26 protein-coding genes are annotated in these 23,533 nt (G+C 48.8%); 13 read left to right on the plus strand and 13 right to left on the minus strand.

Annotated features, from left to right (window positions below; translation table 11 throughout):
• Positions 1 to 14 precede the first annotated feature (14 nt).
• Together BN8_RS25490 and BN8_RS25495 are read right to left on the minus strand one after the other, a co-directional pair.
• On the minus strand, positions 15 to 458 hold the full coding sequence (locus tag BN8_RS25490; RefSeq protein WP_009284830.1) for a hypothetical protein: 444 nt from the start codon (positions 456 to 458) through the stop codon (positions 15 to 17).
• A complete protein-coding gene (locus tag BN8_RS25495; RefSeq protein WP_040006523.1) occupies positions 455 to 1,324 on the minus strand; it encodes a transglutaminase domain-containing protein in 870 nt (289 codons plus the stop codon). The genes BN8_RS25490 and BN8_RS25495 overlap by 4 nt, the downstream gene beginning before the upstream one ends.
• Before the next feature lie 186 nt (positions 1,325 to 1,510).
• Here BN8_RS25495 and BN8_RS25500 point away from each other — a divergent pair, with 186 nt between their 5' ends.
• Positions 1,511 to 2,275 carry a hypothetical protein gene (locus BN8_RS25500; protein WP_009284832.1) on the plus strand — a complete coding sequence of 255 codons (765 nt, stop codon included), beginning with the start codon at positions 1,511 to 1,513 and terminating at the stop codon, positions 2,273 to 2,275.
• A 44-nt stretch (positions 2,276 to 2,319) separates the two neighbouring features.
• Here BN8_RS25500 and BN8_RS25505 read toward each other — a convergent pair whose 3' ends face one another.
• Positions 2,320 to 3,903 carry an OmpA family protein gene (locus BN8_RS25505; protein ID WP_040006869.1) on the minus strand — a complete coding sequence of 528 codons (1,584 nt, stop codon included), beginning with the start codon at positions 3,901 to 3,903 and terminating at the stop codon, positions 2,320 to 2,322.
• 172 nt (positions 3,904 to 4,075) lie between these two features.
• Here BN8_RS25505 and BN8_RS25510 point away from each other — a divergent pair, with 172 nt between their 5' ends.
• Positions 4,076 to 4,309: a hypothetical protein gene (locus tag BN8_RS25510; RefSeq protein WP_040006524.1), complete on the plus strand. Its 234-nt coding sequence runs from the start codon at positions 4,076 to 4,078 to the stop codon at positions 4,307 to 4,309.
• Positions 4,310 to 4,371: 62 nt separating this feature from the next.
• Here BN8_RS25510 and accC read toward each other — a convergent pair whose 3' ends face one another.
• The 7 genes from accC to BN8_RS25545 all read right to left on the minus strand — a co-directional run bounded on the left by accC (position 4,372) and on the right by BN8_RS25545 (position 9,914).
• Positions 4,372 to 5,715, minus strand: coding sequence for an acetyl-CoA carboxylase biotin carboxylase subunit (accC, locus tag BN8_RS25515; protein WP_009284834.1), 1,344 nt, complete (start codon positions 5,713 to 5,715; stop codon positions 4,372 to 4,374).
• Between the two features lie 92 nt (positions 5,716 to 5,807).
• Entirely contained in the window at positions 5,808 to 6,299 is a 492-nt protein-coding gene (gene accB / locus BN8_RS25520; RefSeq protein WP_009284835.1) for an acetyl-CoA carboxylase biotin carboxyl carrier protein, read from the minus strand.
• A gap of 96 nt (positions 6,300 to 6,395) precedes the next feature.
• Positions 6,396 to 6,959 (minus strand): elongation factor P, encoded by a 564-nt coding sequence (gene efp, locus BN8_RS25525; protein WP_009284836.1) that lies wholly within the window; start codon positions 6,957 to 6,959, stop codon positions 6,396 to 6,398.
• A 75-nt stretch (positions 6,960 to 7,034) separates the two neighbouring features.
• Entirely contained in the window at positions 7,035 to 8,018 is a 984-nt protein-coding gene (locus tag BN8_RS25530; protein ID WP_009284837.1) for a beta-ketoacyl-ACP synthase III, read from the minus strand.
• Between the two features lie 42 nt (positions 8,019 to 8,060).
• The gene (plsX, locus tag BN8_RS25535) at positions 8,061 to 9,002 is read right to left on the minus strand and encodes a phosphate acyltransferase PlsX (protein WP_009284838.1); all 942 of its coding nucleotides are present in this window, start codon (positions 9,000 to 9,002) and stop codon (positions 8,061 to 8,063) included.
• Positions 9,003 to 9,143: 141 nt separating this feature from the next.
• Positions 9,144 to 9,338 (minus strand): 50S ribosomal protein L32, encoded by a 195-nt coding sequence (gene rpmF / locus BN8_RS25540; protein ID WP_009284839.1) that lies wholly within the window; start codon positions 9,336 to 9,338, stop codon positions 9,144 to 9,146.
• Between the two features lie 30 nt (positions 9,339 to 9,368).
• Complete coding sequence (locus BN8_RS25545; protein ID WP_009284840.1) at positions 9,369 to 9,914, minus strand: YceD family protein; 546 nt, start codon at positions 9,912 to 9,914, stop codon at positions 9,369 to 9,371.
• Between the two features lie 137 nt (positions 9,915 to 10,051).
• Here BN8_RS25545 and BN8_RS25550 point away from each other — a divergent pair, with 137 nt between their 5' ends.
• From BN8_RS25550 to BN8_RS25575, 6 genes are all read left to right on the plus strand, one after another.
• On the plus strand, positions 10,052 to 10,945 hold the full coding sequence (locus tag BN8_RS25550) for an EamA family transporter (RefSeq protein WP_009284841.1): 894 nt from the start codon (positions 10,052 to 10,054) through the stop codon (positions 10,943 to 10,945).
• 47 nt (positions 10,946 to 10,992) lie between these two features.
• Entirely contained in the window at positions 10,993 to 11,202 is a 210-nt protein-coding gene (locus BN8_RS25555; RefSeq protein WP_009284842.1) for a hypothetical protein, read from the plus strand.
• 80 nt (positions 11,203 to 11,282) lie between these two features.
• Positions 11,283 to 12,524, plus strand: coding sequence for an acyl-CoA dehydrogenase family protein (locus tag BN8_RS25560; RefSeq protein ID WP_009284843.1), 1,242 nt, complete (start codon positions 11,283 to 11,285; stop codon positions 12,522 to 12,524).
• A 1-nt stretch (position 12,525) separates the two neighbouring features.
• On the plus strand, positions 12,526 to 13,584 hold the full coding sequence (locus BN8_RS25565) for a phosphotransferase family protein (RefSeq protein WP_009284844.1): 1,059 nt from the start codon (positions 12,526 to 12,528) through the stop codon (positions 13,582 to 13,584).
• 50 nt (positions 13,585 to 13,634) lie between these two features.
• Positions 13,635 to 14,423, plus strand: a complete 789-nt coding sequence (locus tag BN8_RS25570) for a cysteine hydrolase family protein (RefSeq protein ID WP_009284845.1) — start codon at positions 13,635 to 13,637, stop codon at positions 14,421 to 14,423.
• A gap of 21 nt (positions 14,424 to 14,444) precedes the next feature.
• Positions 14,445 to 15,074, plus strand: a complete 630-nt coding sequence (locus tag BN8_RS25575; RefSeq protein WP_009284846.1) for an LON peptidase substrate-binding domain-containing protein — start codon at positions 14,445 to 14,447, stop codon at positions 15,072 to 15,074.
• Between the two features lies 1 nt (position 15,075).
• Here BN8_RS25575 and BN8_RS25580 read toward each other — a convergent pair whose 3' ends face one another.
• On the minus strand, positions 15,076 to 16,227 hold the full coding sequence (locus BN8_RS25580) for an AI-2E family transporter (RefSeq protein ID WP_009284847.1): 1,152 nt from the start codon (positions 16,225 to 16,227) through the stop codon (positions 15,076 to 15,078).
• Between the two features lie 148 nt (positions 16,228 to 16,375).
• On the opposite strand from BN8_RS25580, the gene BN8_RS25585 reads away from it, so the two are divergent.
• From BN8_RS25585 to BN8_RS25595, 3 genes are all read left to right on the plus strand, one after another.
• Positions 16,376 to 17,113 carry an SdiA-regulated/phytase-like domain-containing protein gene (locus BN8_RS25585; RefSeq protein WP_144051806.1) on the plus strand — a complete coding sequence of 246 codons (738 nt, stop codon included), beginning with the start codon at positions 16,376 to 16,378 and terminating at the stop codon, positions 17,111 to 17,113.
• Between the two features lie 116 nt (positions 17,114 to 17,229).
• Positions 17,230 to 17,937 (plus strand): response regulator transcription factor, encoded by a 708-nt coding sequence (locus tag BN8_RS25590; protein WP_009284849.1) that lies wholly within the window; start codon positions 17,230 to 17,232, stop codon positions 17,935 to 17,937.
• 85 nt (positions 17,938 to 18,022) lie between these two features.
• Positions 18,023 to 19,057, plus strand: coding sequence for a sensor histidine kinase (locus tag BN8_RS25595; protein ID WP_009284850.1), 1,035 nt, complete (start codon positions 18,023 to 18,025; stop codon positions 19,055 to 19,057).
• Positions 19,058 to 19,079: 22 nt separating this feature from the next.
• Here BN8_RS25595 and BN8_RS25600 read toward each other — a convergent pair whose 3' ends face one another.
• Positions 19,080 to 19,859 (minus strand): LuxR C-terminal-related transcriptional regulator, encoded by a 780-nt coding sequence (locus tag BN8_RS25600; protein ID WP_009284851.1) that lies wholly within the window; start codon positions 19,857 to 19,859, stop codon positions 19,080 to 19,082.
• Between the two features lie 555 nt (positions 19,860 to 20,414).
• Between BN8_RS25600 and BN8_RS25605 the strand changes: the two genes are divergently transcribed.
• Positions 20,415 to 21,161, plus strand: a complete 747-nt coding sequence (locus tag BN8_RS25605) for a hypothetical protein (protein WP_040006525.1) — start codon at positions 20,415 to 20,417, stop codon at positions 21,159 to 21,161.
• 66 nt (positions 21,162 to 21,227) lie between these two features.
• Here the strand turns inward: BN8_RS25605 and BN8_RS25610 are convergent, their stop codons facing one another.
• On the minus strand, positions 21,228 to 22,487 hold the full coding sequence (locus tag BN8_RS25610) for an aspartyl protease family protein (protein WP_009284853.1): 1,260 nt from the start codon (positions 22,485 to 22,487) through the stop codon (positions 21,228 to 21,230).
• 236 nt (positions 22,488 to 22,723) lie between these two features.
• Between BN8_RS25610 and tpiA the strand changes: the two genes are divergently transcribed.
• The gene (gene tpiA, locus BN8_RS25615) at positions 22,724 to 23,488 is read left to right on the plus strand and encodes a triose-phosphate isomerase (protein ID WP_009284855.1); all 765 of its coding nucleotides are present in this window, start codon (positions 22,724 to 22,726) and stop codon (positions 23,486 to 23,488) included.
• Positions 23,489 to 23,533 lie beyond the last annotated feature (45 nt).

Genomic DNA, 23,533 nt, shown 5'->3' on the forward strand with positions numbered 1-23,533 from the left:
GTGTTGCGCTTTTTTTATCGCACAAATCCTGTAAAATTCAGTTCATCATCGGATAGTGACGTACCGGTAAGACGAATTCGGAGTACCCGACCCTGCGTTTCCATCCCGTTATCAGTAAAGACGCGATCTTGCTGAAGCGACCCGACCTGTATCCCCTGAGCCGTAATGGCAATAGACTGGTCCTGCTGGCGACTGAGCACCGCATGAGTGAGTGTCCAGGTTTCGGGCGCAGGAAATCGTCTGGTTACAATCATTGTCACTTCATTCGCCGATTCGGCCTTCAGTTCAACCGTTGTCGTTTTATCTGACGGTATAGGCAATGTCAATACGTCAATAAAACGATTGGTCTGGTACGTGCCGGCTACTTCGCTGGCCAGCGAAGTAGGTTGAACGTCACCATCTTTCTGGCAGGCTACCAAACCGCCCAGTAGAACAAAGAGAAGAAGTTGTGTTTTCACGGCTGACTATCCGTTTGATTGTTAGACCCAACTGAAGCAGAAAAGGTTGCCACCTCATCCGTGTTTTTTTCGTCGCCGACATCAGTCCCGGCTGCGTTTACCCACACATGCATATGATTTAAGGCCATTGGCCCAAACTGCGTCGTGAAGGCTACATCAGCAGCATCCCGGCCATAGGCAACGGTGATCCGGTTCCCACGCGGCTTTTCCTGCGTTGCATCAAAAGTATACCATCGGCCATCTACAAATGCTTCGAACCAGGCATGGAGATCCATTGGGTCAAGCTGATACAGGTAACCCACTACCATCCGGGCCGGGATGTTCAGACTACGGCACAGTGAAATACCCAGGTGCGTAAAGTCACGACAGACTCCTACCCGACTGGCTGCGGTATCCACAGCCGACGTACTGGCATCACTGGTACCGTACTGGTACGTTATATTCTCATGAATCCATCGCCGTATGGCTTCCGCCTGATCGTAGCCCGGTTCCACTCCTGCTGTAATGTCACTGGCAAGCTGTCCCAATTGATCAGCCTGACAATATCGACTTGGTAGTGTAAAATGCAGTACATCGTCGGGCAACTGCTCTACAGGGGTATACGGCGCTCCAGGTGCTACGTCAATCACATCAGCTGTCTGCACGGTTGCCATAAACCGAATGCTAAAAGGCCCCTGGGGTGCAACCAGTCGTTGGCATAGATTACCGTATAGATCCGTAAACTCCGTAACAATCACACTTGGGCTGATCTGATATTCTTCCCGTACTACCCACTGGCCAGCACCCGACCGGGGACGTAACATTAATAATAAGGGCGTTGGCCCCTGAGCGTCGAAGGATAGCTCACACCCGGCATCAAGTTGCATCGTGAATAAATTGTGGGATTTGAGAACACAAATATCTATATCTCTTTTCGTAACGCAACTCATTCGCAATTAGTTATCACACTCTCAATCATTTTCATTATCTCCTGCTTCGCAAGGATTTGTATACTAAATATTTCGTTATATGTTAGATTTACAAAACAAACCGTAAACCGTACTTAAAACCTGATGAATACTCAACCTGAACTTATTCCGGGAATTCACAATTTCTGCGACTCGTGGTGTCAACGGTGTCTGTTCACCAGCCGTTGCCGTAGCTTCCAGCTTCAAGCCGAAAAACCTCACCAAAACTCTATTTCGACGGAAGAATCGCTTATTCAGCAGTTAACAGAGGCATTGAATCTGACAAAGCAATATGTAGAAAAGATACGACAGTCCGGCACCCCGACAGGCTGCCCTTCGTCACCGGATGCTTTGGAGCAGGAAGCCCTTCAAAAACGGTCCGACACATCGGGCGAACTTGCCAGTAAACACCCAGTAGCCGAATTGGCTAATCAGTATATGCGTCTGAGTGGTGACTGGTTAAAAGATGAACTCAATCTACTTGAACAGGCAGGTCGCCAACAGATTGAACAGGTAAACCTGGGCTTTCATACACAGGAAGAAGCTTTGGTTTTACTTAACAGTTTAAAAGATGCCTGGGAAATGATCCGCTGGTACCGTACTTTGATTCCCGTTAAAACGGTGTCAGCACTTCGGGCGGCTACGGATAACACGACGGACCAGCCCATGTATACGTACCATCTGGGCAAAGCCAAGCTTGTGCTGGTAAGTATTGATCGTTCCTTACTGGCCTGGCAGACGATTCTGGTCCACTACCCGGAAAAAACTGACAACCTGCTTGATCTGCTCGCCCTGCTTGTTCGGTTGCGCCGGGAAATGGAAGCGACTTTACCCGAAGCACGAGCTTTTCAACGGCCGGGCCTGGATTAATTCAAATTCTGGCAGGCTTTACGTAAAGCCTGCCAGAAGATTGCTTACTTTTTAACAATTGTGAATTCTACCCGCCGATTCTGCTGCCGTCCAGCATCGGTATCGTTTGTCGACACCGGTTTCGAATCAGCGAACCCTTTGCTGGCTACCCGATCGGGCTCAATACCTTTGCTGATAAAGTATTCACGCACGGCGTCGGCACGGTCCTGCGATAACTTGGTGTTAATTTCACGGGAACCGGTATTATCCGTATGACCACCAACCTCAATGACTATCTTGGGGTTTTCATTCAAGGTTGTTACTACCCGATCAAGCTCCGGCCCTGATTCAGGACGCAGTTCTGATTTGCCGGTATCGAAGAAGATGTTGTTGAGCCGGACAGACCGTCCTACTTCGATCGGGACCATTTTTAGATCCTTTCCTTTAATTTCCTGAAACTCCTTAGTCTGGGAAAGGTCAACGTTATCCCCTTCGGCTATGAAATCTTTGGCAACGGCTCGCATGCTGTATTTCTGACCGTAGGGCAACACAATCTTATACTCTCCAGTGATTGGATCAGACGTAGCTTCGCCTGCTTCAGCACCATCGGGTAGGGTCTGGTAAATGATACGTGCCTCTACCGGCTTTCCGGTTCGCTGGTCCACAACTTTACCGCTGATCAAGGCTACCGGGTCAGGACGGGTTTCAGCCGGCGTTTGTGGTGATGCGTCTTTCGTCTTGTCAAATAACTTGATGCGAACGATATCGCCTTTCCCCAATGTATTTTTAAAGGTAGTCATGTAGGCATAATCGCCCGACGCCGAAAGGCTGTAGTACGCATCATACCCGTCGGTGTTTATGTTGGGGCCCAGATTAACTGGCTTTGACCAGTGTTTCCAGGTCCGGTCGACGCGTTTACAAACGTAGATGTCGTTGCTCCCTAGGCCGCCTTCCCGGTTACTGGAGAAGTAGAGCGTAGCACCATCCGGAGCCAGAAACGGCGTCGTTTCCGTAGCTTTTGTATTGACTTCAGGTCCCAAGTCCATGGGCTTGCTCCAGGAGCCGTCTTTTTGCCGGAAACTAATATACAGGTCGTCCTCCTTGCTGTTCTTCTTTTCGCTGAATGCCATCAGCAATACTTTTCCATCGGCCGACATAAACCCGCAGTCGAACTGCCCCTGGCTCATTTTCTCATAACCCGGAATGTTCAGTTTCTGAGGAGGAGACCAGCCATTGGCAGTACGCTTGCTAACCGAAAAGCCACGAGTTTCGTACGTACCGTTGTTGTAAGCGCCTTTCAGGAGCATCGTATTACCGTCGGGTGTGATGCTATACGCGCAGTTATACTCATCTTTATTCAGGGGAAAACCCATCCGGCGGGCGGGCCCCCACTGCCCACTGGCCGGATCTGCTTCCGAATACCAGATATCCTGACTCCCCTTTGTGCCGTGCGTGTTGTTTGGGTGGCTAATCCGAGCGAAGTAAAGCGTCCGCCCATCAGGGGCAATCAGCGGATTTATCTCGTTGTACTCAGAATTCACTTGATTTCCCAGGTTCTCAGCCTTGAGGGAATCTTTGGGAGGCTGCGCTTGCACACGGCAGAAAAGCAGGAAACAAAACCCGGCGAGTACCGCCTTATCTGCATTCATAATCATTCGGAGCGTGGGAATTCATCTGTATGTAACGACAAAACAAGCCAGTCTATTTTGTACTTTAGCCGGTTACTTTGGCGCTAAAAATAAATCATTTGAAAGCCTGTATATGATTTTTCGTTAATTATCTTCGCGCCCGATGTACCCGAGTGTGAAAACCGTACCTTTTATGAGACCTTTGAAAGTTTTGTTTCAGCTCCTTAAGTCCTCTTCAACGCCCGATCCCATCCATCGACAACGCCGAACTGCCAAGCGAAACTTATTGCTGTGCGTAATTGGCATGGCCATAAGCTTTGTCTACCTATTTCAGCAAAATCCAGCGGGTTGGTTGTTCATGGCAGGGTTTGCTTTCTTTTTAATCAAGCAGGTAGAGCCAGACGACGATTTCACTGATAACCAGTAGCTTAATAAGAAAGCCACCTTCGATACCGAACGGTGGCTTTCTTATTGAAAAGATAGATAAGATTACAGCGTTGAAAAATCGAAATCTTCCAGAAAGCGCGTTGTAAACTGTCCGGATCGAAAACGAGGGTCATCCATCAATTTGATGTGGAATGGTATCGTCGTTTTGATACCCTCAATGACAAACTCCTGAAGAGCACGTTTCATCCGGGTAATAACCTCCTCCCTCGACTGCCCCGATACGATCAGCTTAGCAATCATAGAGTCGTAATTCGGCGGAATAGTGTACCCAGCGTAAACGTGGCTATCAACCCGAACCCCGTGGCCTCCCGGCATATGTAGCACCGAAATCTTACCCGGCGATGGACGGAAGCCATTGGCAGGATCTTCGGCATTAATCCGGCACTCCATAGCGTAGAGTTTCGGTGTATAATTACGGCCGGAAATAGGAACGCCGGCTGCCACCTTAATTTGCTCCTTAATTAAGTCGAAGTCTGTTACTTCCTCCGTGATGGGGTGTTCAACCTGAATACGGGTGTTCATTTCCATGAAATAGAACTTCCCGTGTTTGTCCACCAGAAACTCGATCGTTCCAGCTCCTTCGTAGCCAATTGCCTGCGCCCCTTTAATAGCCGCTTCGCCCATTTGCTCACGCAGTTCCGGCGAAATAATGGGAGATGGCGTTTCTTCTACCAGCTTCTGGTGCCGACGCTGAATTGAACAGTCGCGTTCCGACAGGTGGCATACTTTACCGTATTGGTCACCGACGATTTGAATCTCGATATGGCGGGGCTCTTCTACGAATTTCTCAAGATATAACCCGTCGTTTCCAAAGGCGGCACCAGCTTCTGTGCGAGCATCGTTCCAGGCTTTTTCAAACTCGGACTCCTCTTTGATGATACGCATACCACGCCCACCTCCGCCGGCCGTCGCCTTAATAATCACCGGATAGCCCATATCGGCCGCCAATGACTTTCCTTCCTCAATTGATTCGAGTAAGCCATCCGAACCAGGAATCACAGGCACACCAGCCGTTTTCATGGTTGCCTTGGCCGTGGCTTTGTCGCCCATGCTGTTGATCTGTTCAGCCGTAGCGCCAATAAACTTGATACCGTAGTCAGCGCAGATCTGAGAAAATTCAGCGTTTTCGGACAGAAATCCGTAGCCCGGATGAATAGCATCAGCTCCGGTCACTTCGGCGGCCGAGATGATGTTTGGAATGCTTAGGTACGACTGCTTGCTGACCGGTGGTCCAATGCAAACAGCTTCATCAGCAAAGCGAACGTGCAGGCTATCCCGATCGGCCGTTGAGTAAATGGCAACAGTCTTGATCCCCATTTCTCGACACGTCCGGATAATCCGCAAAGCGATTTCGCCCCGGTTGGCAATTAATATCTTTTTGAACATGAATGGGTTTACGGTTTGGGTTTTCAATTTACGGCATATTACTCCCTGAGCACTTGGTTACTCCGGTATCGTAAATCGAAAAACGTAAACGATTACACTGGCTCGACTAAAAATAGTGGCTGATCGTATTCTACAGGTGTTGCGTTTTCAACCAGCACTTTTACGATACGACCTGAAACTTCCGACTCAATTTCGTTGAACAGCTTCATGGCTTCGATGATGCAGACTACTTTGCCTTCGCGTACTTCGTCACCAATCTCCACGAATGAAGGCGACTCTGGATTGGAAGACCGGTAGAATGTTCCGATCATGGGTGACTTGATCGTCACATAATTTGTCGTATCGACTTTCGAAGCTGACGGAGCCGCAGCGGGTGTAGCAACTGAAGCAGGTTGAGGAGCCGGGGCCGGTGTTGTTGGAACAACCGCTTGAGCGGGTAGAGCAGGCACAGGTGTAGAAGCTACAGGGGCTCCTGTCCCGTACCGCTTCACGCTGATTTTAAGATCAGTCGTTTCAATATTCACTTCGTCCAGACCCGACTGTGAAATAAAGTCAAGAAGTTTCTGAATGTCTTTCGTATCCATAAAGTAAGAGTCAGTAAGTTGGTAAGAGAGTATTGAGCTGTGCGAGAGCGATGCGGTGCGTCAGTTATGGACTTACTCACCAACTCATCAACTGATTTATTTTACCCGTTCAACATAATCGTAGGTACGCGTATCAACCCGGATTCGCTCCCCCTGCTCGATGAACAGCGGCACCATGATGCGGGCACCGGTTTCAACTTCAACCGGTTTTTTAGGGCTGTTGGCCGTATCGCCCCGAATACCAGGCTCGGCATACGTGACCTCCAGTTCAACAAAAGGAGGCAGTTCGCATGTCAGCGGAGTTTCGTTTTCGGCATTAATCAGGATTTCAACTTCCTGGCCTTCTTTCATCAGGTCAGCGCCCCCAACGAGTTTTTCGTCCAGATTGATCTGATCAAAGCTTTCCTGGTCCATGAAGTTATACCCGGCCTCATCTTTGTAGAGGAATTGAAACTTCCGGCGCTCTACCCGAACCGGATAGATAGTAACACCTGAGTTGAATGTATTGTCCAGCACCTTACCCGTGGTCAGGCTTTTGAGCTTAGTCCGCACAAAGGCTGCGCCTTTGCCAGGTTTTACATGCTGAAACTCGGTAATTTGAAAGAGATCGTTGTTGAAGTTGATGACCAACCCATTCCGGATATCTGCGGTCGTTGCCATTATTGTTTACGATTAATAGTTAAAGTATATAGCTCAGACGGTTCCCGCGCAAAGCTACATACTCGCTCAGTCAATTTAATACGCCCACTTCAGGTAAACAGCTCCCCAGGTAAACCCTCCGCCAAATGCAGCCATAATCAGGTTATCTCCTTTTTTTAGCTGCGATTCGTAGTCGAACAGGCAAAGCGGGATGGTTGCCGCCGTGGTGTTACCGTACTTATGAATGTTCATCATAACGCGCTCCGGCCCAATGCCCATGCGTTGCGCTGTCGCGTCGATAATCCGCTTATTAGCCTGATGAGGCACCAGCCAGGCAACATCTTCACCTGCCAGGTGATTACGTTGCATAATCTCGGCGGACACGTCGGCCATGTTTTTCACCGCAAACTTAAACACCGAAGGTCCATCCTGATACGCGTAATGCCAGCGTTTTTCGACAGTTTCGTGTGTTGGCGGATACCGGCTTCCCCCTGCTTTCTGAAACAGATGATACTGTCCGGCTCCATCTGACCGAATGATTGAATCCTGTACCCCGTAGCCTTCTTCGCTTGGCTCAAGCAGCACAGCCCCGGCTCCATCTCCAAAGATGACACAGGTTGTTCGATCGGTATAATCAATGATAGCCGACATCTTATCGGCTCCTACCACAATTACTTTGCGATACTTGCCGGTTTCGATGAACTGGGCGCCAGTCGTCAGCGCATAGATGAAACCAGAGCAGGCGGCCTGAATATCGAAGCTTCCGATGTTGCGAATACCAACCATGTCGCAGATCAGGTTGGCTGTAGCCGGAAACACGTAGTCCGGTGTTGTAGTCGCACAAATCAGCAAATCAATCTCCTCGGGCTTAGTCTGCGTTTTTTCTAATAGCCCTGTTACAGCCCGAACCGCCATATGTGACGTACCCAGGCCCTCCCCTTTCAGTAACCGGCGTTCTTTAATCCCCGTACGGGTTGTAATCCATTCATCATTGGTATCCACCATGCGCTCCAACTCGGCGTTTGTCAGCACGTAGTCAGGCACATAGCCGTGGACGCCCGTTATGGCAGCTTTACTCATGCGTTGGTGGTATACAAGAGCGTTATGACACAACTCCCGACTTTACGCGAGAACTTGTGCGATTTTAGTATAAGCATCGGCTTTCACTTGTTGAATAGCCAGATTAATCATGTTTTTGATAGCCAGTGGCGATGAGATACCGTGTGCGATAATTACATTGCCATTCACACCCAAAATTGGGCTTCCACCTACCGACTCGTAATTGGTCTTTGCGATAAACTCGTCCTCAATCCCCCGCTGTTTGGCGAGCGGATAGAACGATTCGCCCAGCTTGAACATCGTATTACCGGTGAAACCATCCGTAACGATTACATCAGCCTTGCTCGCAAAGAAGTCGCCCCCTTCAATATTTCCGATGAAATTAATTCGACGACTATCTTTCAATAGCTGATGAGCAGCCTGCGCCACCAGCGAACCTTTCTGCTCCTCAGAACCGATATTCATTAGCGCCACTCGGGGCGAGGCTACGCCAAACATGTATTGAGCGTAAATGGAACCGATTTCGCCAAACTGCGCGAGCATTTCCGGTTTACAATCTGCATTGGCACCAATGTCGAGCATGATGGCATGCCCACCGTTGATTTGCGGCACAAAACCGGCAATGCAGGGCCGCAGAACGCCTTCAATGGCTTTAATACTAAACAAAGCGCCAACGTGCATTGCCCCCGTATTCCCGGCACTACAGAACGCGTCGACCTGCTTATCTTTCAAAAGCTTAAACCCAACTCCGATGCTGGAATTGGGTTTCTGCGAGAGCGCCTTCGTGGGATGCTCACCCATGTCGATCACGTCTTCGGCGTGAACAACTTCAATTGTTGCAGCTGATTCGGAATTGTGCTTTTTTAGTAATTCCCCAATAACAGACTGTCGACCGATCAGTACGACTGTCACATCTTCAGGTAATTCGGCAGTGGCCATTACAACTCCTTCAACGATAGCTTCCGGAGCAAAATCGCCACCCATAGCGTCCACTGCAATTCTCATTGACTCGTTTTGTTCAATATCCAACCGAAGCTGGATTTAGAAAAATTCGTGTAAAAATAGTAGGCGGAGGGCAATAAAAAAGTATTTCGCGTTCATCTTCGATCAGACGTCAGCGAAATACTTTCTGTTAGTGTATGTACCCTAAGCCGTTTTGGCGTAGTTCTCGATGAGCACCTGGCCTTTGTAATAAAGGTTGCCCTCGAAAACGTGGGCGTGGTGCCGCTCATGAACTTCGCCGGTTGAAGCATCGGTTGAGAGCGTTACGGCCGTCGCTTTATAATGCGTTCTGCGTTTATCGCGACGTGTGCTGGAGTGTCTGCGTTTGGGATGTGCCATTTCGTATGTACAGTTGTCAGAGTTCGACTTTTAGTTGTTATTCAATTTCCGCAATGCGTCCCAACGGGGGTCTGTTCCGGGCTGATCATCGTCGTCGCTGGAGTCAGGGTCAGACCGGTATATTACCTTCCCGTTATCGGCATCTATATCCTCATCCTGCTCCTCGTCCCGAAAGCGCGGATGCAACTTCTTCATCGGGAGCGACAGGCTGATGAATTCAAATATGTACCGAGCTACGTTAATTGTAACCGTGTTTCGTTCAATCAACTCAATTTCGTCGGTCAGTTCTTCATTGTGATCGGAGAATTTAAGCAGGAGCATGTGGCGAGTATCCACAGGCTCATCGTAACAATCCAGACTACGATCACACACTTGCTCAACGGCACCCTGAATATGGAAATCCAGCCGAATCATCGTTTCGGACTTATCCAGAACCAGATGAGTCCTGATAGTACCCTTTTCAATCAGTTCCTGATCGAGGGCGGCAAAGAACGTATCGTCCGACACAAAGTCGTATTCGTAGCGCTTGTTGTCCAGCCCCACGATATTGATGTCGTATGCCTGTAATGTGTTCACCTCTATCTCTCCTCAAAAATAAGAGCGCAAAATTACGAATTGTTTGTGAATCAAGAAAGTGATTACTGTAAATTAAGTTGCATACGGGTTGATCCGTACCTTTCTGCTAAACTTGGTAACTCTACTCGCAGAATTATATGCTTTTAGTAGCCCTTACCCTCACCTCGCTTGCCGTTCTGTTACGTATTATAGCCAATCCACTTTCTAATGTTTTTCAAAAACAACTGACCCAACGTTCGGCTGATCCACTGTTTGTCATTGCTGCTACGTACGGCTTTCTGACACTGACCTGTCTGGCGTTCTGGTCGCAACTGCAGTCGGCGAATCTTCCGGTTGCGTTCTGGCAGAGTATGCTATTGGTAGGTTTGTTCGCTTTGATTGGCAATGTGTTCCTGGTAAAGGCGCTACAAATCGGCGATCTTTCGGTATTGGGTCCGATTAATGCCTATAAATCCGTAGTAGGTATGCTGGTTGGTATTTTTCTGCTTAATGAAATACCGAGCGCGGTTGGTGTAGTGGGGGTCGTATTAATCGTTGTCGGCAGTTACATCGTACTGGGTAACACTCAACAACGAAAAGGTTTCTCGTGGGGCGTGTTTCAGCGGCCTGAGGTACGATTACGTTTAGCAGCTTTACTCTTTTCGGCTATTGATGGCGTTCTTTTAAAGAAAGCTATTGTTCTCTCTACGCCTACTACTGCTTTTTTTTATTGGTGCCTCTTTGGTTTTTTATTTTCGCTCGTTTGGATTGGCCTGACGCTTCGCCAGCAATGGCAACACCAGGTACGGTTACTCTTCTCACAACGAACAACGTATCTGGCTTTGTTTCTGACGGTCGGTCTTACGCAAATTGCCAGTAATGTGGCATTGGCCGGTATGCAGGTCGGCTACGCCCTGGCGCTTTTTCAGACATCGGCGCTAATCAGTGTTGTATTCGGTTATCAGTTCTTTCGGGAAACAAATATCATCCGCAAGCTTATTGGCGCAACCATTATGGTGGTCGGCGCAGTTTTGATAACCGTTTTCCAATAACTTTTCGTTTAAATTAGTTCTACGTCTAACAAACGAACCTACTCCATATGGCCAATTATCAGCTTGTCGAGAAACACGCTATTGAGCACCACAACGAATACTTTGAGGTACGAATCAATAATAATGATTCTCATCCTTTCAGCTACTTTTTCACTACAAACGAAGAAAACCTGGAGGTTGTAGCGGAGGAGATTGTCAAAGAGCACGCTTCAAACGCCAAAGACTGGACAGTTATTCCACACCGGAAAGACAGTTAACAATGCTGGCATGTAGTGCACCTCATACGTAGAGACCCATCCGCTCAGGAGGTCCCGTAACCCCATTTGTTCTTACTGTCATGGAACCCTTATTCGCTACTTCCCGAACGGAAGACCTCGTACCACGCATTCGTGAGTTTGTCCAGAATGAGTTGGTCCCCCTTGAAACAGCCGAGCACCTGACGGGTAACTTCTCGGTCGTTGCCAAACGCCTGGACGAAAAACGTGAACTCGTTAAGCAGGCGGGACTTTGGGGCTTACAACATAGCGTCGACGAAGGCGGCCTGGGTTTGACACTCTGTGAGTTCGGGCAGGTAAGTGAGGTGTTGGCCTGGTCGCCGTTTGGGCATTATACCTTCAACTGCCAGGCTCCTGACATCGGCAACATGGAATTGATGCACAAATACGCGTCGGACGCCATCAAACGCCAATACCTGGAGCCACTGAAGGAGGGTCATATTCGCTCCTGTTTTTCGATGACCGAGCCGGAGTTTGCCGGCTCTAACCCAACCCGACTGGGCACAACAGCCGTTCGGGAGGGGAACGACTACGTAATTAACGGCCATAAATGGTTTACCTCCTCGGCCGACGGCGCTTCGTTTGCTATCGTGATGGCGGTTACCAATCCAGATGCAGCCCCGCACCGACGGGCCAGTATGATCCTCGTACCGACAGACACTCCTGGTTTTCAGTTGGTACGCAATATCTCCATCATGGGTGATGCCAGCGACCACTGGGGTAGCCACGCCGAGGTCAGGTACGACGACGTTCGGGTCCCGGTCGGTAATTTGATCGGGGGCGAAGGCATGGGCTTTGTGCTGGCTCAGGAACGGCTCGGTCCGGGCCGAATTCACCACTGCATGCGCTGGATTGGCATCAGCGAACGCTGTTTTGACCTGATGTGCCGCCGGGCCGCGACCCGGGAGCTGGAAGACGGGGTTATGCTGGGCGAAAAACAGTTTGTGCAGGGGTTCATTGCCGAGAGCCGCGCCGAGATTGATGCGGCCCGTCTGATGGTGTTGCGCACGGCCCGCAATATTGACCAGTTTGGAGCGTCTGCTGTCAGGAATGAGATTTCGGCCATCAAGTTTTTTGTGGCCAACGTCATGCTGCAGGTAGTTGACCGGGCCATTCAGGTGTACGGCGCTATGGGTATTACTGACGACGTACTGCTGCCGTGGTATTACCGGCACGAACGGGGTGCCCGAATTTATGATGGGGCCGATGAGGTGCACAAAACCGCCCTGGCCCGCAGCATTCTAAAAGAATACGGATTAGACACGAAAAAGAAAGCGGCTGATCTGGCAGCAACCCGAGCCTGATATGATGGATAATCCAACGGCCATACGTCCCGGCGAAGAACTAAACCAAGCTTCGTTGCAGACCTATTTGGCCGACAACGTTCCCGGTTTTGGCGTGATTGAGAGCATTGGCCAGTTTCCCGGCGGCTATTCCAACCTTACGTATTTCATCAGGACGAGCGAGCGCGAGTTTGTTCTTCGCCGGCCGCCCTTTGGTGCCAAAGACATAAAAGGCGGTCACGATATGGGCCGCGAATTTCGGGTGCTGACCCTGTTGCAGCAAGCTGGTTACCATCGAATACCGGAGCCGGTTCTTTACTGCGACGATGAATCGGTCATTGGTAGTTCCTTCTACGTTATGGTTCGCGTACCGGGTGTCATCCTGCGGGCACCATCGGCTTCAAAGATGAGTATTGCACCTAACGTGATGCGTCGATTATCAGAATCATTGATCGATACGTTGGTTGACCTGCATGCACTAGATATTCACCAGACCGGCCTGATTGGGTTAGGCAAACCGGAGGGCTACATTCAACGGCAGGTCGAAGGCTGGCACAAACGATACGTAGCTGCCCAGACCGACGACGTACCGGCAATGACCAGCCTGGCCCGCTACCTGACCGATCATCTGCCTGCCGAAAGCCAGCCGACGCTGTTGCACAACGATTTCAAATACGACAACGTGGTTCTTAATCCGGATGAGCTGTCGGACATTCGGGCGGTGCTGGATTGGGAGATGTGTACTGTCGGCGATCCGCTGATGGACGTTGGTACGTCGCTGTCATACTGGTCCGAGATGGATGATGACGGTTTCCGCAAATCACTAAATCTTTCGTGGCTGCCCGGCAACCTGACGCGCCAGGAATTTGCCCGGCGATACGCTGAACGAAGTGGCCACGACGTATCAAATCTGCTGTATTTCTACGTTTTTGGTTTGTTTAAAAACGCGGTGGTCGTACAGCAGATTTACAGCCGGTATAAAAAGGGCCTGACCAGTGACCCACGTTTTGCCAACCTCCTGACCGGCGTTCAGGCACTGGCACAGGCTGGCGTAAAGACGCTGGATAGTCATTCGTTTTAACGAACCGTGGCTTGTTAATCTGTTTACTCCTCTTTTGTTTATGATCTAAAATGAAGACTGCTTTTCTGATTATTGATACCCAGTTTGACTTTTGCCACCCCGATGGTGCGCTGTTCGTTCCGGGAGCCGAGCAGGATGTGGAGCGAATGGCTCAGCTCATTCGTCGACACGCCGACCGGATTGATCATATTGTTGTCACGCTGGATACGCATCATCTGCTTGACATTGCTCACCCGTTATTCTGGCAGAACGCCGACGGGCAGCATCCAGCCGCATTCACCCGCATAACGGCCAGCGATGTTGATGAAGGCCGCTGGATACCCCGATTTGCGGTCGAAAAAGCCCGCCAGTACGTACACGACCTTGAAAATGATGGACAGTTTGAGCACTTTATCTGGCCAGAACACTGCCTGATTGGATCACGGGGTGCTGCCCTGCACGATACCTTGCTCGACGCGTTGAAGGACTGGTCGAGGCAGCGCGAACTGGATTATACCGCCGTTCCGAAAGGGCTGCATCCACTGTCTGAACATTTTGGCATTTTTCGGGCCCAGGTCCCGGACCCGACTGTTCCGGAAACTCAGCTCAATACGCCCCTGATTGCTGACCTGGATCGTTTTGATACGATCTATCTTATGGGAGAAGCCAAGTCACACTGCGTGGCCAACAGCCTGAAACAGATTCTGGATTTTGCGCCGGCGCTGGTTCCTAAAATTACGCTGGTCAGCGACTGCACATCGGACGTAACGGGGCTGGGGCATCTGGCTGATCCTATCTATGCCGAAGCAAAAGTCCGGGGCGTTCGTTTTACTACCGCTCAGGAGGTATTTGTTGACTGAAAACTCGTACTTTTCGGCACTATGGAGAAGACGTTACCCTTATTCCCACTCAACCTCATTGTGTATCCAGGTGAGGACCTGAACCTGCACATTTTTGAGCCACGCTACCGCCAGCTTATTAATGAATGTATTGACGAAGAAAAAACCTTTGGTATCCCGGCCTTTATCAACAACAAGCTCCCTGGCTACGGTACAGAAATGCACGTAACTACGCTGCACAAGCGCTACGACGACGGTCGGATGGACATCAAAACAAAAGGGTTGACCGTGTTTCGGCTAATAAACTTCGAAAACCCGGTTGCTGGTAAGTTGTACGCCGGCGGTGAAGTACAGTTGGTTGAACCCGGCGATACGTACAGTGCCTACGTCGATTTACTGGTCGAGCGGCTCGAACGGCTCTATGATCTGCTACAGCTTGAGACCGACTATAACCCGGACGATGAGAATTTCTCGTATCGTGTCGCGCACAAAGTTGGCCTCTCAATAGAGCAAGAATATGAACTGTTGACGCTCGATACGGAGTCGGAACGGCAGCAGTTTCTGATTCAGCACCTCAACAACGTAATTCCGGTCGTGTCGGACATGGAGCGCACCAAGCAACGCATTCGCATGAACGGGCATTTCAAAAACCTGGACCCGCTAAATTTTTAGCTTACTCTTTTTCCTCAATGCCGCCGATTTTTTTGGCTCGTTTCGGCAATTGATTGGTAAGCTCATTCAGATTCTTGATAGGCGGGCGGGGCTTTTCGGCTTCACCCAGCAGAAAGCCGTAGGGTCTAAGCGCATCGACGGCATCGAACAGAACCTTAATGATTGCCGTCATCGGCAAGGCCAGAATCAGGCCCGGAAAACCCCATATCTGCTCCCATAAAATAAGCACAACGATGGCTGCCAGCGGATTGATGCTCACCTTCGACCCCACAATATATGGCGTGATAAAATTACCCTCAATCGTCTGTACAAAGAGAAAGATACCAATGGCACCCAGCGCTTTCAGCGGATTATCGTCTGTTACGAGTGTATAAGCCGCAGGCAACAGCGATCCGAGTGAGATGCCGAAGTACGGAATCAGCACCAGACAGGCCCCGAAAAACCCGAAGAAAACGGCGTAGTCAACGCCCAAGATCAGCAAACCCACGGTCATCAACGTACCGATGATCAGAATAACCAGCACCAGCCCCGCCAGGTAATCTTTCACGACGGCATAGATACGGTACAGCACGGCGTCAATCTTTGTGCGCCCGACATCCTTGAACACTTTGTAAAAAAAGGATCGGAAAAAATCGCGATACAGCAGAAAGAAGAAGATAAACAGCAGCACCAGCACAATGTCCGTGAGCGTACTGGTTGTAGCCAGCAACGTAGTGGTCAGAATCGTTCCGGCCTCCGACAGCAACTGGTTCAGGTACTTGGTTGCCTCGGTTACCTGACGCTGGCGATTGATGTTCAGGTTTTCGTCAGCGTATGTCTGGAGACTTCGGATATAATTACTGCCGCGCTCGATCAACTGCGGAACAATCTCGGCAAAGTTGCTAATCTGTAGAGAGAAGGCATATAAAATGCCCACAATTGCAGCCAGCGTAATGATCAGACACAGAATAACGGCCAGCAGCCGGGGCACACGCCATTTCTCAAGCCGCTGCGCCAGTGGGAACAGCAATACCGAAAATAGAATAGCAAATACCAGCGGAATCAGCAGATTTCTTAACTCATACAGGCCGTATACGATGATAAGAATTGAAATCAGGACGCAGGCAATTTTAGCGTATGATGGCAGTTGTACTTCTGGAGCTCGATTATCCATGATGAATGTCAAACGCTAAGCAATGCTACATTCTTTGATTGCCTTTTTACTTACCATCAAAACAGCGTTTTGTTCGTGCCGGTCCGACGTGCAACGTAATGGCTTTCAACGAGCTCGCTCAGCGTACAAAGTTATACAGTTGGGACGTTTGCCAAAGGTAGTTAACGAAAGTTCGGGACTGACGTATCGGGCAGCGCGTGGCACCTTCCTGACGCATAACGACGGTGGGGGCCAACCAACCCTGTACGAAGTTGATCGGTACGGAAAGCTGCTGGACTCGATTGTGGTGACTGGAGCAACCAATATTGATTGGGAGGATTTAACCCAGCAGGACTCCACGGTTCTGTTTGTAGGGGATTTCGGCAACAATCAGAACAAACGCCGGGATCTGACGATCTATCGCATAGCTCTGAAACCTACACTACGCGTCAGGCCCATGCCTTTCCGGTTTGCCGATCAGAAAGCCTTCCCACCCCCTCGCAGCCAGCGAAATTTTGACATGGAAGCTATGGTTTGGTTTCAGGACAGCCTGCATCTGTTTTCTAAAAACTGGTCGCTACGAAAGCGCTACGTTCATCAATACAAACTGCCTGATCGGCCGGGGTCAGCAGGTGCCGGGAGTAACGCCCTGGAACCTCAGGATTCGATCTACAGCCGAGCAATGGTTACGGGAGCAGCCTTAAGTCCGGATGCTCGGACGCTGGCCTTGCTTACCTATGGCAAAATTCTGTTGTTCTCCGTCCAGGGAAATCAACTCAATCTTCGCCACCCAAAACACTGCATACGACTACCAAAAGGCCAAACGGAAGCCATTACGTTTGTTTCCGAAACCGACATAGTTGTGACCAATGAGCGGGGTAAACTGTATCTGATCAGCAAAAAGTGAATCGTTATACTGTTAAATTTTTGTTAAGTATATCCCATCACATCATAACATAGTGGCTAAGAAGTGTAATTTCGAGCGACCACCGTATTTTTGGTCGCTCACCAATACTGCTTCACATGAGTGCTGCTAAAGCTGCTCAACCTCTACACCGGGTTCTGGTAGTAGACGACGATCCTGATATCGTCGAGATGTTGGAATACAATCTTTCTAAAGAAGGTTACGAAGTCCGTACAGCCACCGATGGCCGTAAAGCCCTCGAAGTAGCCCGGACGTACTTGCCCGAACTTGTTCTGCTTGACATCATGATGCCTCAGTTGGATGGCATCGAAACCGGCCGCCAACTCCGCGATATTCCGGAGCTACGTCAGACCTACATCCTGTATCTGACAGCCCGTTCGGAGGAGTATTCAGAAGTAGCCGCCTTTGAAGTTGGTGCCGACGACTACATCACGAAGCCCATCAAACCTCGGGCGCTGATGAGCCGGATCAATGCGCTGTTCCGGCGGGAAGCTCAGAAAGCCGACCCCGGCGATCAGATCAACATTGGCACGCTCACCATCAATCGCAAGAACTATTCGGTTAACCAGGCTGACAAGACCGTTATCCTCCCCAAGAAAGAGTTCGAATTGCTGTTCTTCCTCGCCCAGCACCCCAACAAGGTGTTTAGCCGGGAAGAGTTGCTGCAAAAAATATGGGGGGCCGACATCTATGTTCTGGAACGGACGGTAGACGTACACATTCGTAAGCTTCGGGAGAAGATCGGCGACATGCATATTCGTACGCTGAAAGGCGTCGGGTATATGTTCACCGACCAGCCGGAATAGGTTAAAGGGCTTCGGTTTACAACTTGCCGTTAATACGTCGCTTTGAACGGCAAACCGTAAGCTGAAAACTGTTTAACTTTGAGTTATGTCTCTGAGTCCCCGTATTATCGCGCTGCTGCTGGCCTGCCTGATTTCAGCCCTAACAGTAGCGTTCCTTACGTTTGTTGAGGGCGTCACGCTCAACATGATTTTTGTGGTGGCGGTCTCATCGTTCGCCATCTCGTTTTTTTTGGTTTTATACGCGATCGAACTGCTTGTTTACCGGGAGGTGAACAAGATGTATAAAACCATTCACAAGCTGAAGATTCGCGACTTCGCTATATCCCGGAAAAGCATTATCAAAAACACGAACCCGTTTAAGAAACTGAACGACGAGATTTTCGTGTATGTAGCGCGGAAGCAAAAAGAAATTGATGAGTTAAAGCGGCTGGAGCAATTCCGGCGCGAGTTTCTGGCCGATGTCTCCCACGAGTTAAAAACACCCATTTTTGCTGCTCAGGGCTTTATTCACACCTTGATTGATGGCGCCATTGACGACGATAAGGTCCGGGACAAATTTCTAAATAAAGCAGCCAAAAGTCTCGACGGGCTGGATGCGCTGGTAAAGGACCTCGTAGCCCTTTCGCAACTCGAAACCGGTGAGGTAAAAATGAACTTCGAGCGGGTCGATATTCGCGGCATTACGGAGGACATTTATGAGCAATTGGAAAAAATTGCGCACAGTAAGCATGCCACACTGCGAATTAAGGCCGACCGCCCCGGGCCAATCTGGGTGAAAGCGGATGCCCAGCGCATTGCTCAGGTCATGACAAACCTGATTGAGAACGCCATCAAGTACGGTAATGAAAACGGCCGGGTCCTGGTTACGTTTGAAGAAGATCGTAAACACTGGTCGATATCCGTACGTGACGACGGGCCAGGCATCCCACCTGAGCACCTGAGCCGTATTTTTGAGCGCTTTTACCGGGTCGAAAAGAGCCGCTCCAAAGACCGGGGCGGCACTGGACTTGGCTTAGCTATTGTGAAGCACATTTTGAACGCCCACAAATCGAAAGTAACGGTAATGAGCAAACTGGAAAAAGGCACTACGTTCCGGTTCAAACTCGACCGAATTGATTAGCTAGCCGAACCGCTTAGTTGATTCACTCATTCAGTTGCAATAGTGTAAAAAGACTGTACAACGATAACGTATCGCTAGCCTGGAGCTTTTGCAAGATTCGTCGTCGATGCGTATCAATCGTATGTTTGCTCACAAACAGTTGCTCTCCAATTTCAGCGCTATTCAATCCTTGTATTAGATAATTAACTATCTCTTTTTCTCGCTCCGACAAAGCCTGAAGTTTCGTGATACGTTGTTGACTTATTTGAACCAGCCTTTCTTTACCTTTTGTGCCATACGTACGGGCATAATGTGTATGTGCCGGCAGTTGATTGGTGATATCGGTTAACAGAACTAATTTGGTTAGCAGGTTCCCTTCAGAATCAAATTCGATTGGTTGTGTATGTTCTTTGTAAAGCCGATAATAGCCTGCTTTGTGCATAACACGGTACGTGCAAAGGCTTTTTACGTTGAATTTGTCATCTACCGTATTACATTCTTCCAAGTGGGCCTTTAATTGACTATCAGTATAATTAAAAATCAGCTTGTCTTCTGGATGTATTTTTTTTGCAAATGAACTGTATCCTTCGTCAAAAACATCATTCAACATCCAGCCACACCAGTTTACAGGATTAGCACCTAAATATCGAATACGACTACGCGGTATATCTGCGACTATAGGTATTACATTGGCAGCCTGGAATATGTGCTCAAGAAGTGGATTAGATTCAATGTGAGGATTTAAGTAAAGCTTATTTATAGATAAATGAGCTTTGTCCCATTGCCGATGAGTGTAATCATCAGCTATGTTATTATTCAACATAAAAGATCTTGTTAGTGTGGAACGTATTAAATATACAGAAAGATTTTATCGTCAGATACTTTACATTCTAAAAGTTTTTTCAACAATGTTGCTTTAAACTGACATTAGACAACTAAAAATTTACCTTACCTCTATTATTATAATGCCAAAAAATTTTGCCATAATCCAATACCTTTAAATAATATACGCATTTTTAGCTAAGTATTTTTGCTCTACAAATCTCGCCCTTTTAACATATAGCACTCTGTATATCAATCACTTACTTAATATATTACCATAAAAAGTATTACATTAAAAAAGCATTAAAATACCAATCTGAGAGTATTTCCAGGAGCAGTCCCTTCCGGTAGTTTTGCCGTGATTTATGCTCAAGCCCCACATCAATGCGTAGATAAATCTTCCACAAGTCATGGCTACATTTTTTTTGACCCTAGCTTCTTCTAACCTGAGGTATACGTAGAATTCGATTCTACGGCAATTACCCATTCATGAGTTGTTACCGCAAATCGACGAGTACGCTTTTCAATTTAATAAATCTATTAAACAAAATTTCCCATGAAAAAAAGTTTAACATTGCTTACGGCTGCTACTATGCTTGCCTTTGTCTCATCATGCACTAAAGAAGGAGCTATTCAGCCTCAACAAGACGTATCCAGTGATGCTGGGGCCAGAACCTCTGCTACTGGTGTAGTAGTAAAAGAAGATGTTCCAATCACCCTGCCTACAGGGTTTTACCAAAACATCACTGATGCATTTACAGATGTTGTATTCGAAAATGGCAGAATTTATTTCTACCTGCAGAAACAAGACGGTACAGAACTAAGCTACAACTTAGGCAGAAGCAATGGGGCTGGCGACAATCCATCTACTGTAACAGATGCCTTCTCTTATAAAGGCGTAGCTTATGCGTATGGAAAGCATTACAGCAAAGGAAATGTAGTATACACCCCACGATTTAATGATGGTTCTGTAAAGCTGGTAAACATGCTTCAGACCCAATCTGGCGCTGAGATAGTAGATGGTATTGCCACCATTGGAGACTTAAGAGCCAGACAAAATACGTCAGCCCCCCTTAGAAGAGTATACATTGAACAATTCAACGGTACATCCTGGGTTAATATTGGCAGAACCAATGGTAATACCGATGATGGTGTATTGAAAGAATTTTTCGTAGTGAATGGTGTGCCTTTTGCTGTATTACAGCGTAGAGAAACCCAGTTCATTGTTATCACTCCACGTGGTAATGGTGGTAGTGTAAAACTGGTTGATATTGTAGACAATGATTTTCAAATCATTGAGTAATTGACAATACACAAATGGAAACGGGGCGCTTTTGCAAAAGCGCCCCGTTTCCATTTGTAGCGATAATCAGATCAGCCGTTTTAACGCGAAATGCGTAATGAAAATCTTGCCGTCCCGCCGGACCAGCATGGCGACTTCTTTGCCCTCGCCTTTTTGCAGTAATTTGTAGATGTCACTTATGGTCAGTTCGCTGGTGGAGGTGTTATTGACAAACAGCAGTTCGTCTCCTTCTTTCAGCCCGGCCAGGTCGGCGGGGGAATTGTCGATGATCTTCTCAATGTAATAGTTCCGGAAGCGATCGCCACGAGCACGAAGTTCCAGCCCACTCATATCGTGCTCAAAGCTCTCGCGCAGGAGCCGCTTTACCGGTTTTAGTACTACGTACTGATCGTTGTAATTAAACGTTACACGGAACCGACGTAATAACTCACAACCTACATTACCCTGCCGCTCGGGGGCGTTTACCAGCTTCATCCCGAACGAGGTACTATCCGGAAACGAAGCCAGAATATTATCCAGCTCATACCGCCCGAAGCGGACTTTCTGGATACGTCCCAGGCTACCATTGATCACTCCGTTCAGGCCACGGCCCAACTGCGCACGAACCACTTTCTCGGGCAAGGGTAATGACGCCGGATTACGCGACCGGTCGAGCAGCAGTGCATGACCGGCTCCCGTATCGAGCACAACCCGTAATGGCAGTGATTTCTCGCCGTCGAAAATGGAAATAGCGTCGGTATAGGCCTTCGTGTCCTGAATAGTGATGGGATACCGGTCGCCTTTACGTTTGCGATACTTGTACTTTTTCGGCTGCATCAACGTCAGTTCACGGTGCTGGAAATCGATTGTCACGACGAAATTGGAGAAAATCTCGTACCCGAAGATACCGTGTACCGGTACGCCCACATACTCCGAAAGCTTCAGAATATCTTCGTCCAGAATGACGATGTTGTGGTGGGAAGCCCGTAGTCCGCCGACGCTCAGCCGATTATCAATCGCCACGGACGCAGTCAGGTTGCCGCCTTCGCCGGCTCCGGTCAGTTTAACTTTCCGCGCAGTTTTCAGCGACTGCTTCTTAAAGGCAGCCGGATCGGTAATGATCGTACTGCTGACACCGGTATCCAGAATAAACTGCAGCGTGTCGGAGTCATTGACTCTAACCGGAACAATGATCAGATTGGAGTGAAGCTGAAACGGAATACGGGTCCAGGTGCGGTTGTTGGCGATAAAGAAGCCGTACCGATCCTTGTCTGGCGTAGCCTGGTCGTCTGCACGAACTGCCACGCAAGCACACATTAGCCCGATCAGCACAAGAAGCGTTTTCATGTAGAGCTCTTTATAGCATTGAAATTACTAATTTTTTACCTGAAAAACACAAAATTATTAGTAATGGTTTTTGTAATCCACTGCTGGTTTAATTCTGTTCAGAAGTTGCCGGGCGAAATAAAAGTAAGCAGTCTCGGCTAGTTCTCTGAAAAGCCCTATTTTCGCCCGCGATTGATAAACAAACCAGCCAGCCGATTGATTCGGTTAACTGGTTATGAACATGTTAATTCATAATTATGCGTAAAAAAATCGTTGCCGGAAACTGGAAAATGAATAAGAACCTCGACGAAGCCAAGGCGCTGGTTTCTGAGGTTGTCAACATGGTAAGAGATGAAATTACCGGGGAGGTTGACGTAGTGCTTTGCCCTCCTGCTGTGTATCTTACTACGTTGCGGCAATACATCCCAACCGAGGTTCGCATGGCGCTTGGCGCTCAGAACTGCCACGAAAAAGAATCCGGTGCCTACACCGGTGAGGTTTCGGCATTAATGCTCAAGTCTATTGGCGTTCAATACGTTATCCTGGGGCATAGCGAACGACGGCAGCATTTTGGCGAAACGAACGCCCAACTGGCCGAAAAGGTGAATCGTGTTCTGGAGTATTTCATGTACCCTATTTTCTGCTGTGGCGAATCCCTCGATCAGCGGGAAAACGGCGATTACGTCGGGTTTGTGAAATCGCAGCTCACCGAGAGCTTGTTTCACCTTTCGCCCGAGCAGTTTTCGAAAGTGGTAATCGCCTACGAACCAATCTGGGCGATCGGTACGGGGTTAACGGCTTCGGCCGGCCAGGCGCAGGACATGCACTTCGAACTACGGCAGCACATTGCGTCGAAATATGGCGATGAAATTGCCCAGGACACCACTATTCTCTACGGTGGTAGCGCCAATGAGAAAAACGCAGCCGACCTGTTTGCTCAACCCGACGTAGATGGTGGCCTTATTGGTGGGGCGTCGCTGAAGTCGCGGGAATTTACCAACATCGTTAAGGCACGGCAGTAATCTCGCTACGTTAAATAACCGAATTGTTGAATGATTGAATTAGTA

It is taken from the genome of Fibrisoma limi BUZ 3 (assembly GCF_000296815.2).
Taxonomy (GTDB): Bacteria; Bacteroidota; Bacteroidia; order Cytophagales; family Spirosomataceae; genus Fibrisoma; species Fibrisoma limi.

What these genes read in the sequence shown, in the direction of transcription:
- BN8_RS25590 (WP_009284849.1), top strand. Translation starts at nt 17,230, where the DNA reads ATGAGTGCTGCTAAAGCTGCTCAACCTCTACACCGGGTTCTGGTAGTA.
- BN8_RS25500 (WP_009284832.1), top strand. Translation starts at nt 1,511, where the DNA reads ATGAATACTCAACCTGAACTTATTCCGGGAATTCACAATTTCTGCGAC.
- efp (WP_009284836.1), bottom strand. Translation starts at nt 6,959, where the DNA reads ATGGCAACGACCGCAGATATCCGGAATGGGTTGGTCATCAACTTCAAC.
- accC (WP_009284834.1), bottom strand. Translation starts at nt 5,715, where the DNA reads ATGTTCAAAAAGATATTAATTGCCAACCGGGGCGAAATCGCTTTGCGG.
- BN8_RS25600 (WP_009284851.1), bottom strand. Translation starts at nt 19,859, where the DNA reads ATGTTGAATAATAACATAGCTGATGATTACACTCATCGGCAATGGGAC.
- BN8_RS25510 (WP_040006524.1), top strand. Translation starts at nt 4,076, where the DNA reads ATGAGACCTTTGAAAGTTTTGTTTCAGCTCCTTAAGTCCTCTTCAACG.
- accB (WP_009284835.1), bottom strand. Translation starts at nt 6,299, where the DNA reads ATGGATACGAAAGACATTCAGAAACTTCTTGACTTTATTTCACAGTCG.
- tpiA (WP_009284855.1), top strand. Translation starts at nt 22,724, where the DNA reads ATGCGTAAAAAAATCGTTGCCGGAAACTGGAAAATGAATAAGAACCTC.
- BN8_RS25575 (WP_009284846.1), top strand. Translation starts at nt 14,445, where the DNA reads ATGGAGAAGACGTTACCCTTATTCCCACTCAACCTCATTGTGTATCCA.
- BN8_RS25565 (WP_009284844.1), top strand. Translation starts at nt 12,526, where the DNA reads ATGATGGATAATCCAACGGCCATACGTCCCGGCGAAGAACTAAACCAA.
- BN8_RS25570 (WP_009284845.1), top strand. Translation starts at nt 13,635, where the DNA reads ATGAAGACTGCTTTTCTGATTATTGATACCCAGTTTGACTTTTGCCAC.
- BN8_RS25605 (WP_040006525.1), top strand. Translation starts at nt 20,415, where the DNA reads ATGAAAAAAAGTTTAACATTGCTTACGGCTGCTACTATGCTTGCCTTT.
- BN8_RS25610 (WP_009284853.1), bottom strand. Translation starts at nt 22,487, where the DNA reads ATGAAAACGCTTCTTGTGCTGATCGGGCTAATGTGTGCTTGCGTGGCA.
- BN8_RS25595 (WP_009284850.1), top strand. Translation starts at nt 18,023, where the DNA reads ATGTCTCTGAGTCCCCGTATTATCGCGCTGCTGCTGGCCTGCCTGATT.
- BN8_RS25555 (WP_009284842.1), top strand. Translation starts at nt 10,993, where the DNA reads ATGGCCAATTATCAGCTTGTCGAGAAACACGCTATTGAGCACCACAAC.
- plsX (WP_009284838.1), bottom strand. Translation starts at nt 9,002, where the DNA reads ATGAGAATTGCAGTGGACGCTATGGGTGGCGATTTTGCTCCGGAAGCT.
- BN8_RS25550 (WP_009284841.1), top strand. Translation starts at nt 10,052, where the DNA reads ATGCTTTTAGTAGCCCTTACCCTCACCTCGCTTGCCGTTCTGTTACGT.
- BN8_RS25530 (WP_009284837.1), bottom strand. Translation starts at nt 8,018, where the DNA reads ATGAGTAAAGCTGCCATAACGGGCGTCCACGGCTATGTGCCTGACTAC.
- BN8_RS25495 (WP_040006523.1), bottom strand. Translation starts at nt 1,324, where the DNA reads ATGCAACTTGATGCCGGGTGTGAGCTATCCTTCGACGCTCAGGGGCCA.
- rpmF (WP_009284839.1), bottom strand. Translation starts at nt 9,338, where the DNA reads ATGGCACATCCCAAACGCAGACACTCCAGCACACGTCGCGATAAACGC.
- BN8_RS25560 (WP_009284843.1), top strand. Translation starts at nt 11,283, where the DNA reads ATGGAACCCTTATTCGCTACTTCCCGAACGGAAGACCTCGTACCACGC.
- BN8_RS25505 (WP_040006869.1), bottom strand. Translation starts at nt 3,903, where the DNA reads ATGAATGCAGATAAGGCGGTACTCGCCGGGTTTTGTTTCCTGCTTTTC.
- BN8_RS25580 (WP_009284847.1), bottom strand. Translation starts at nt 16,227, where the DNA reads ATGGATAATCGAGCTCCAGAAGTACAACTGCCATCATACGCTAAAATT.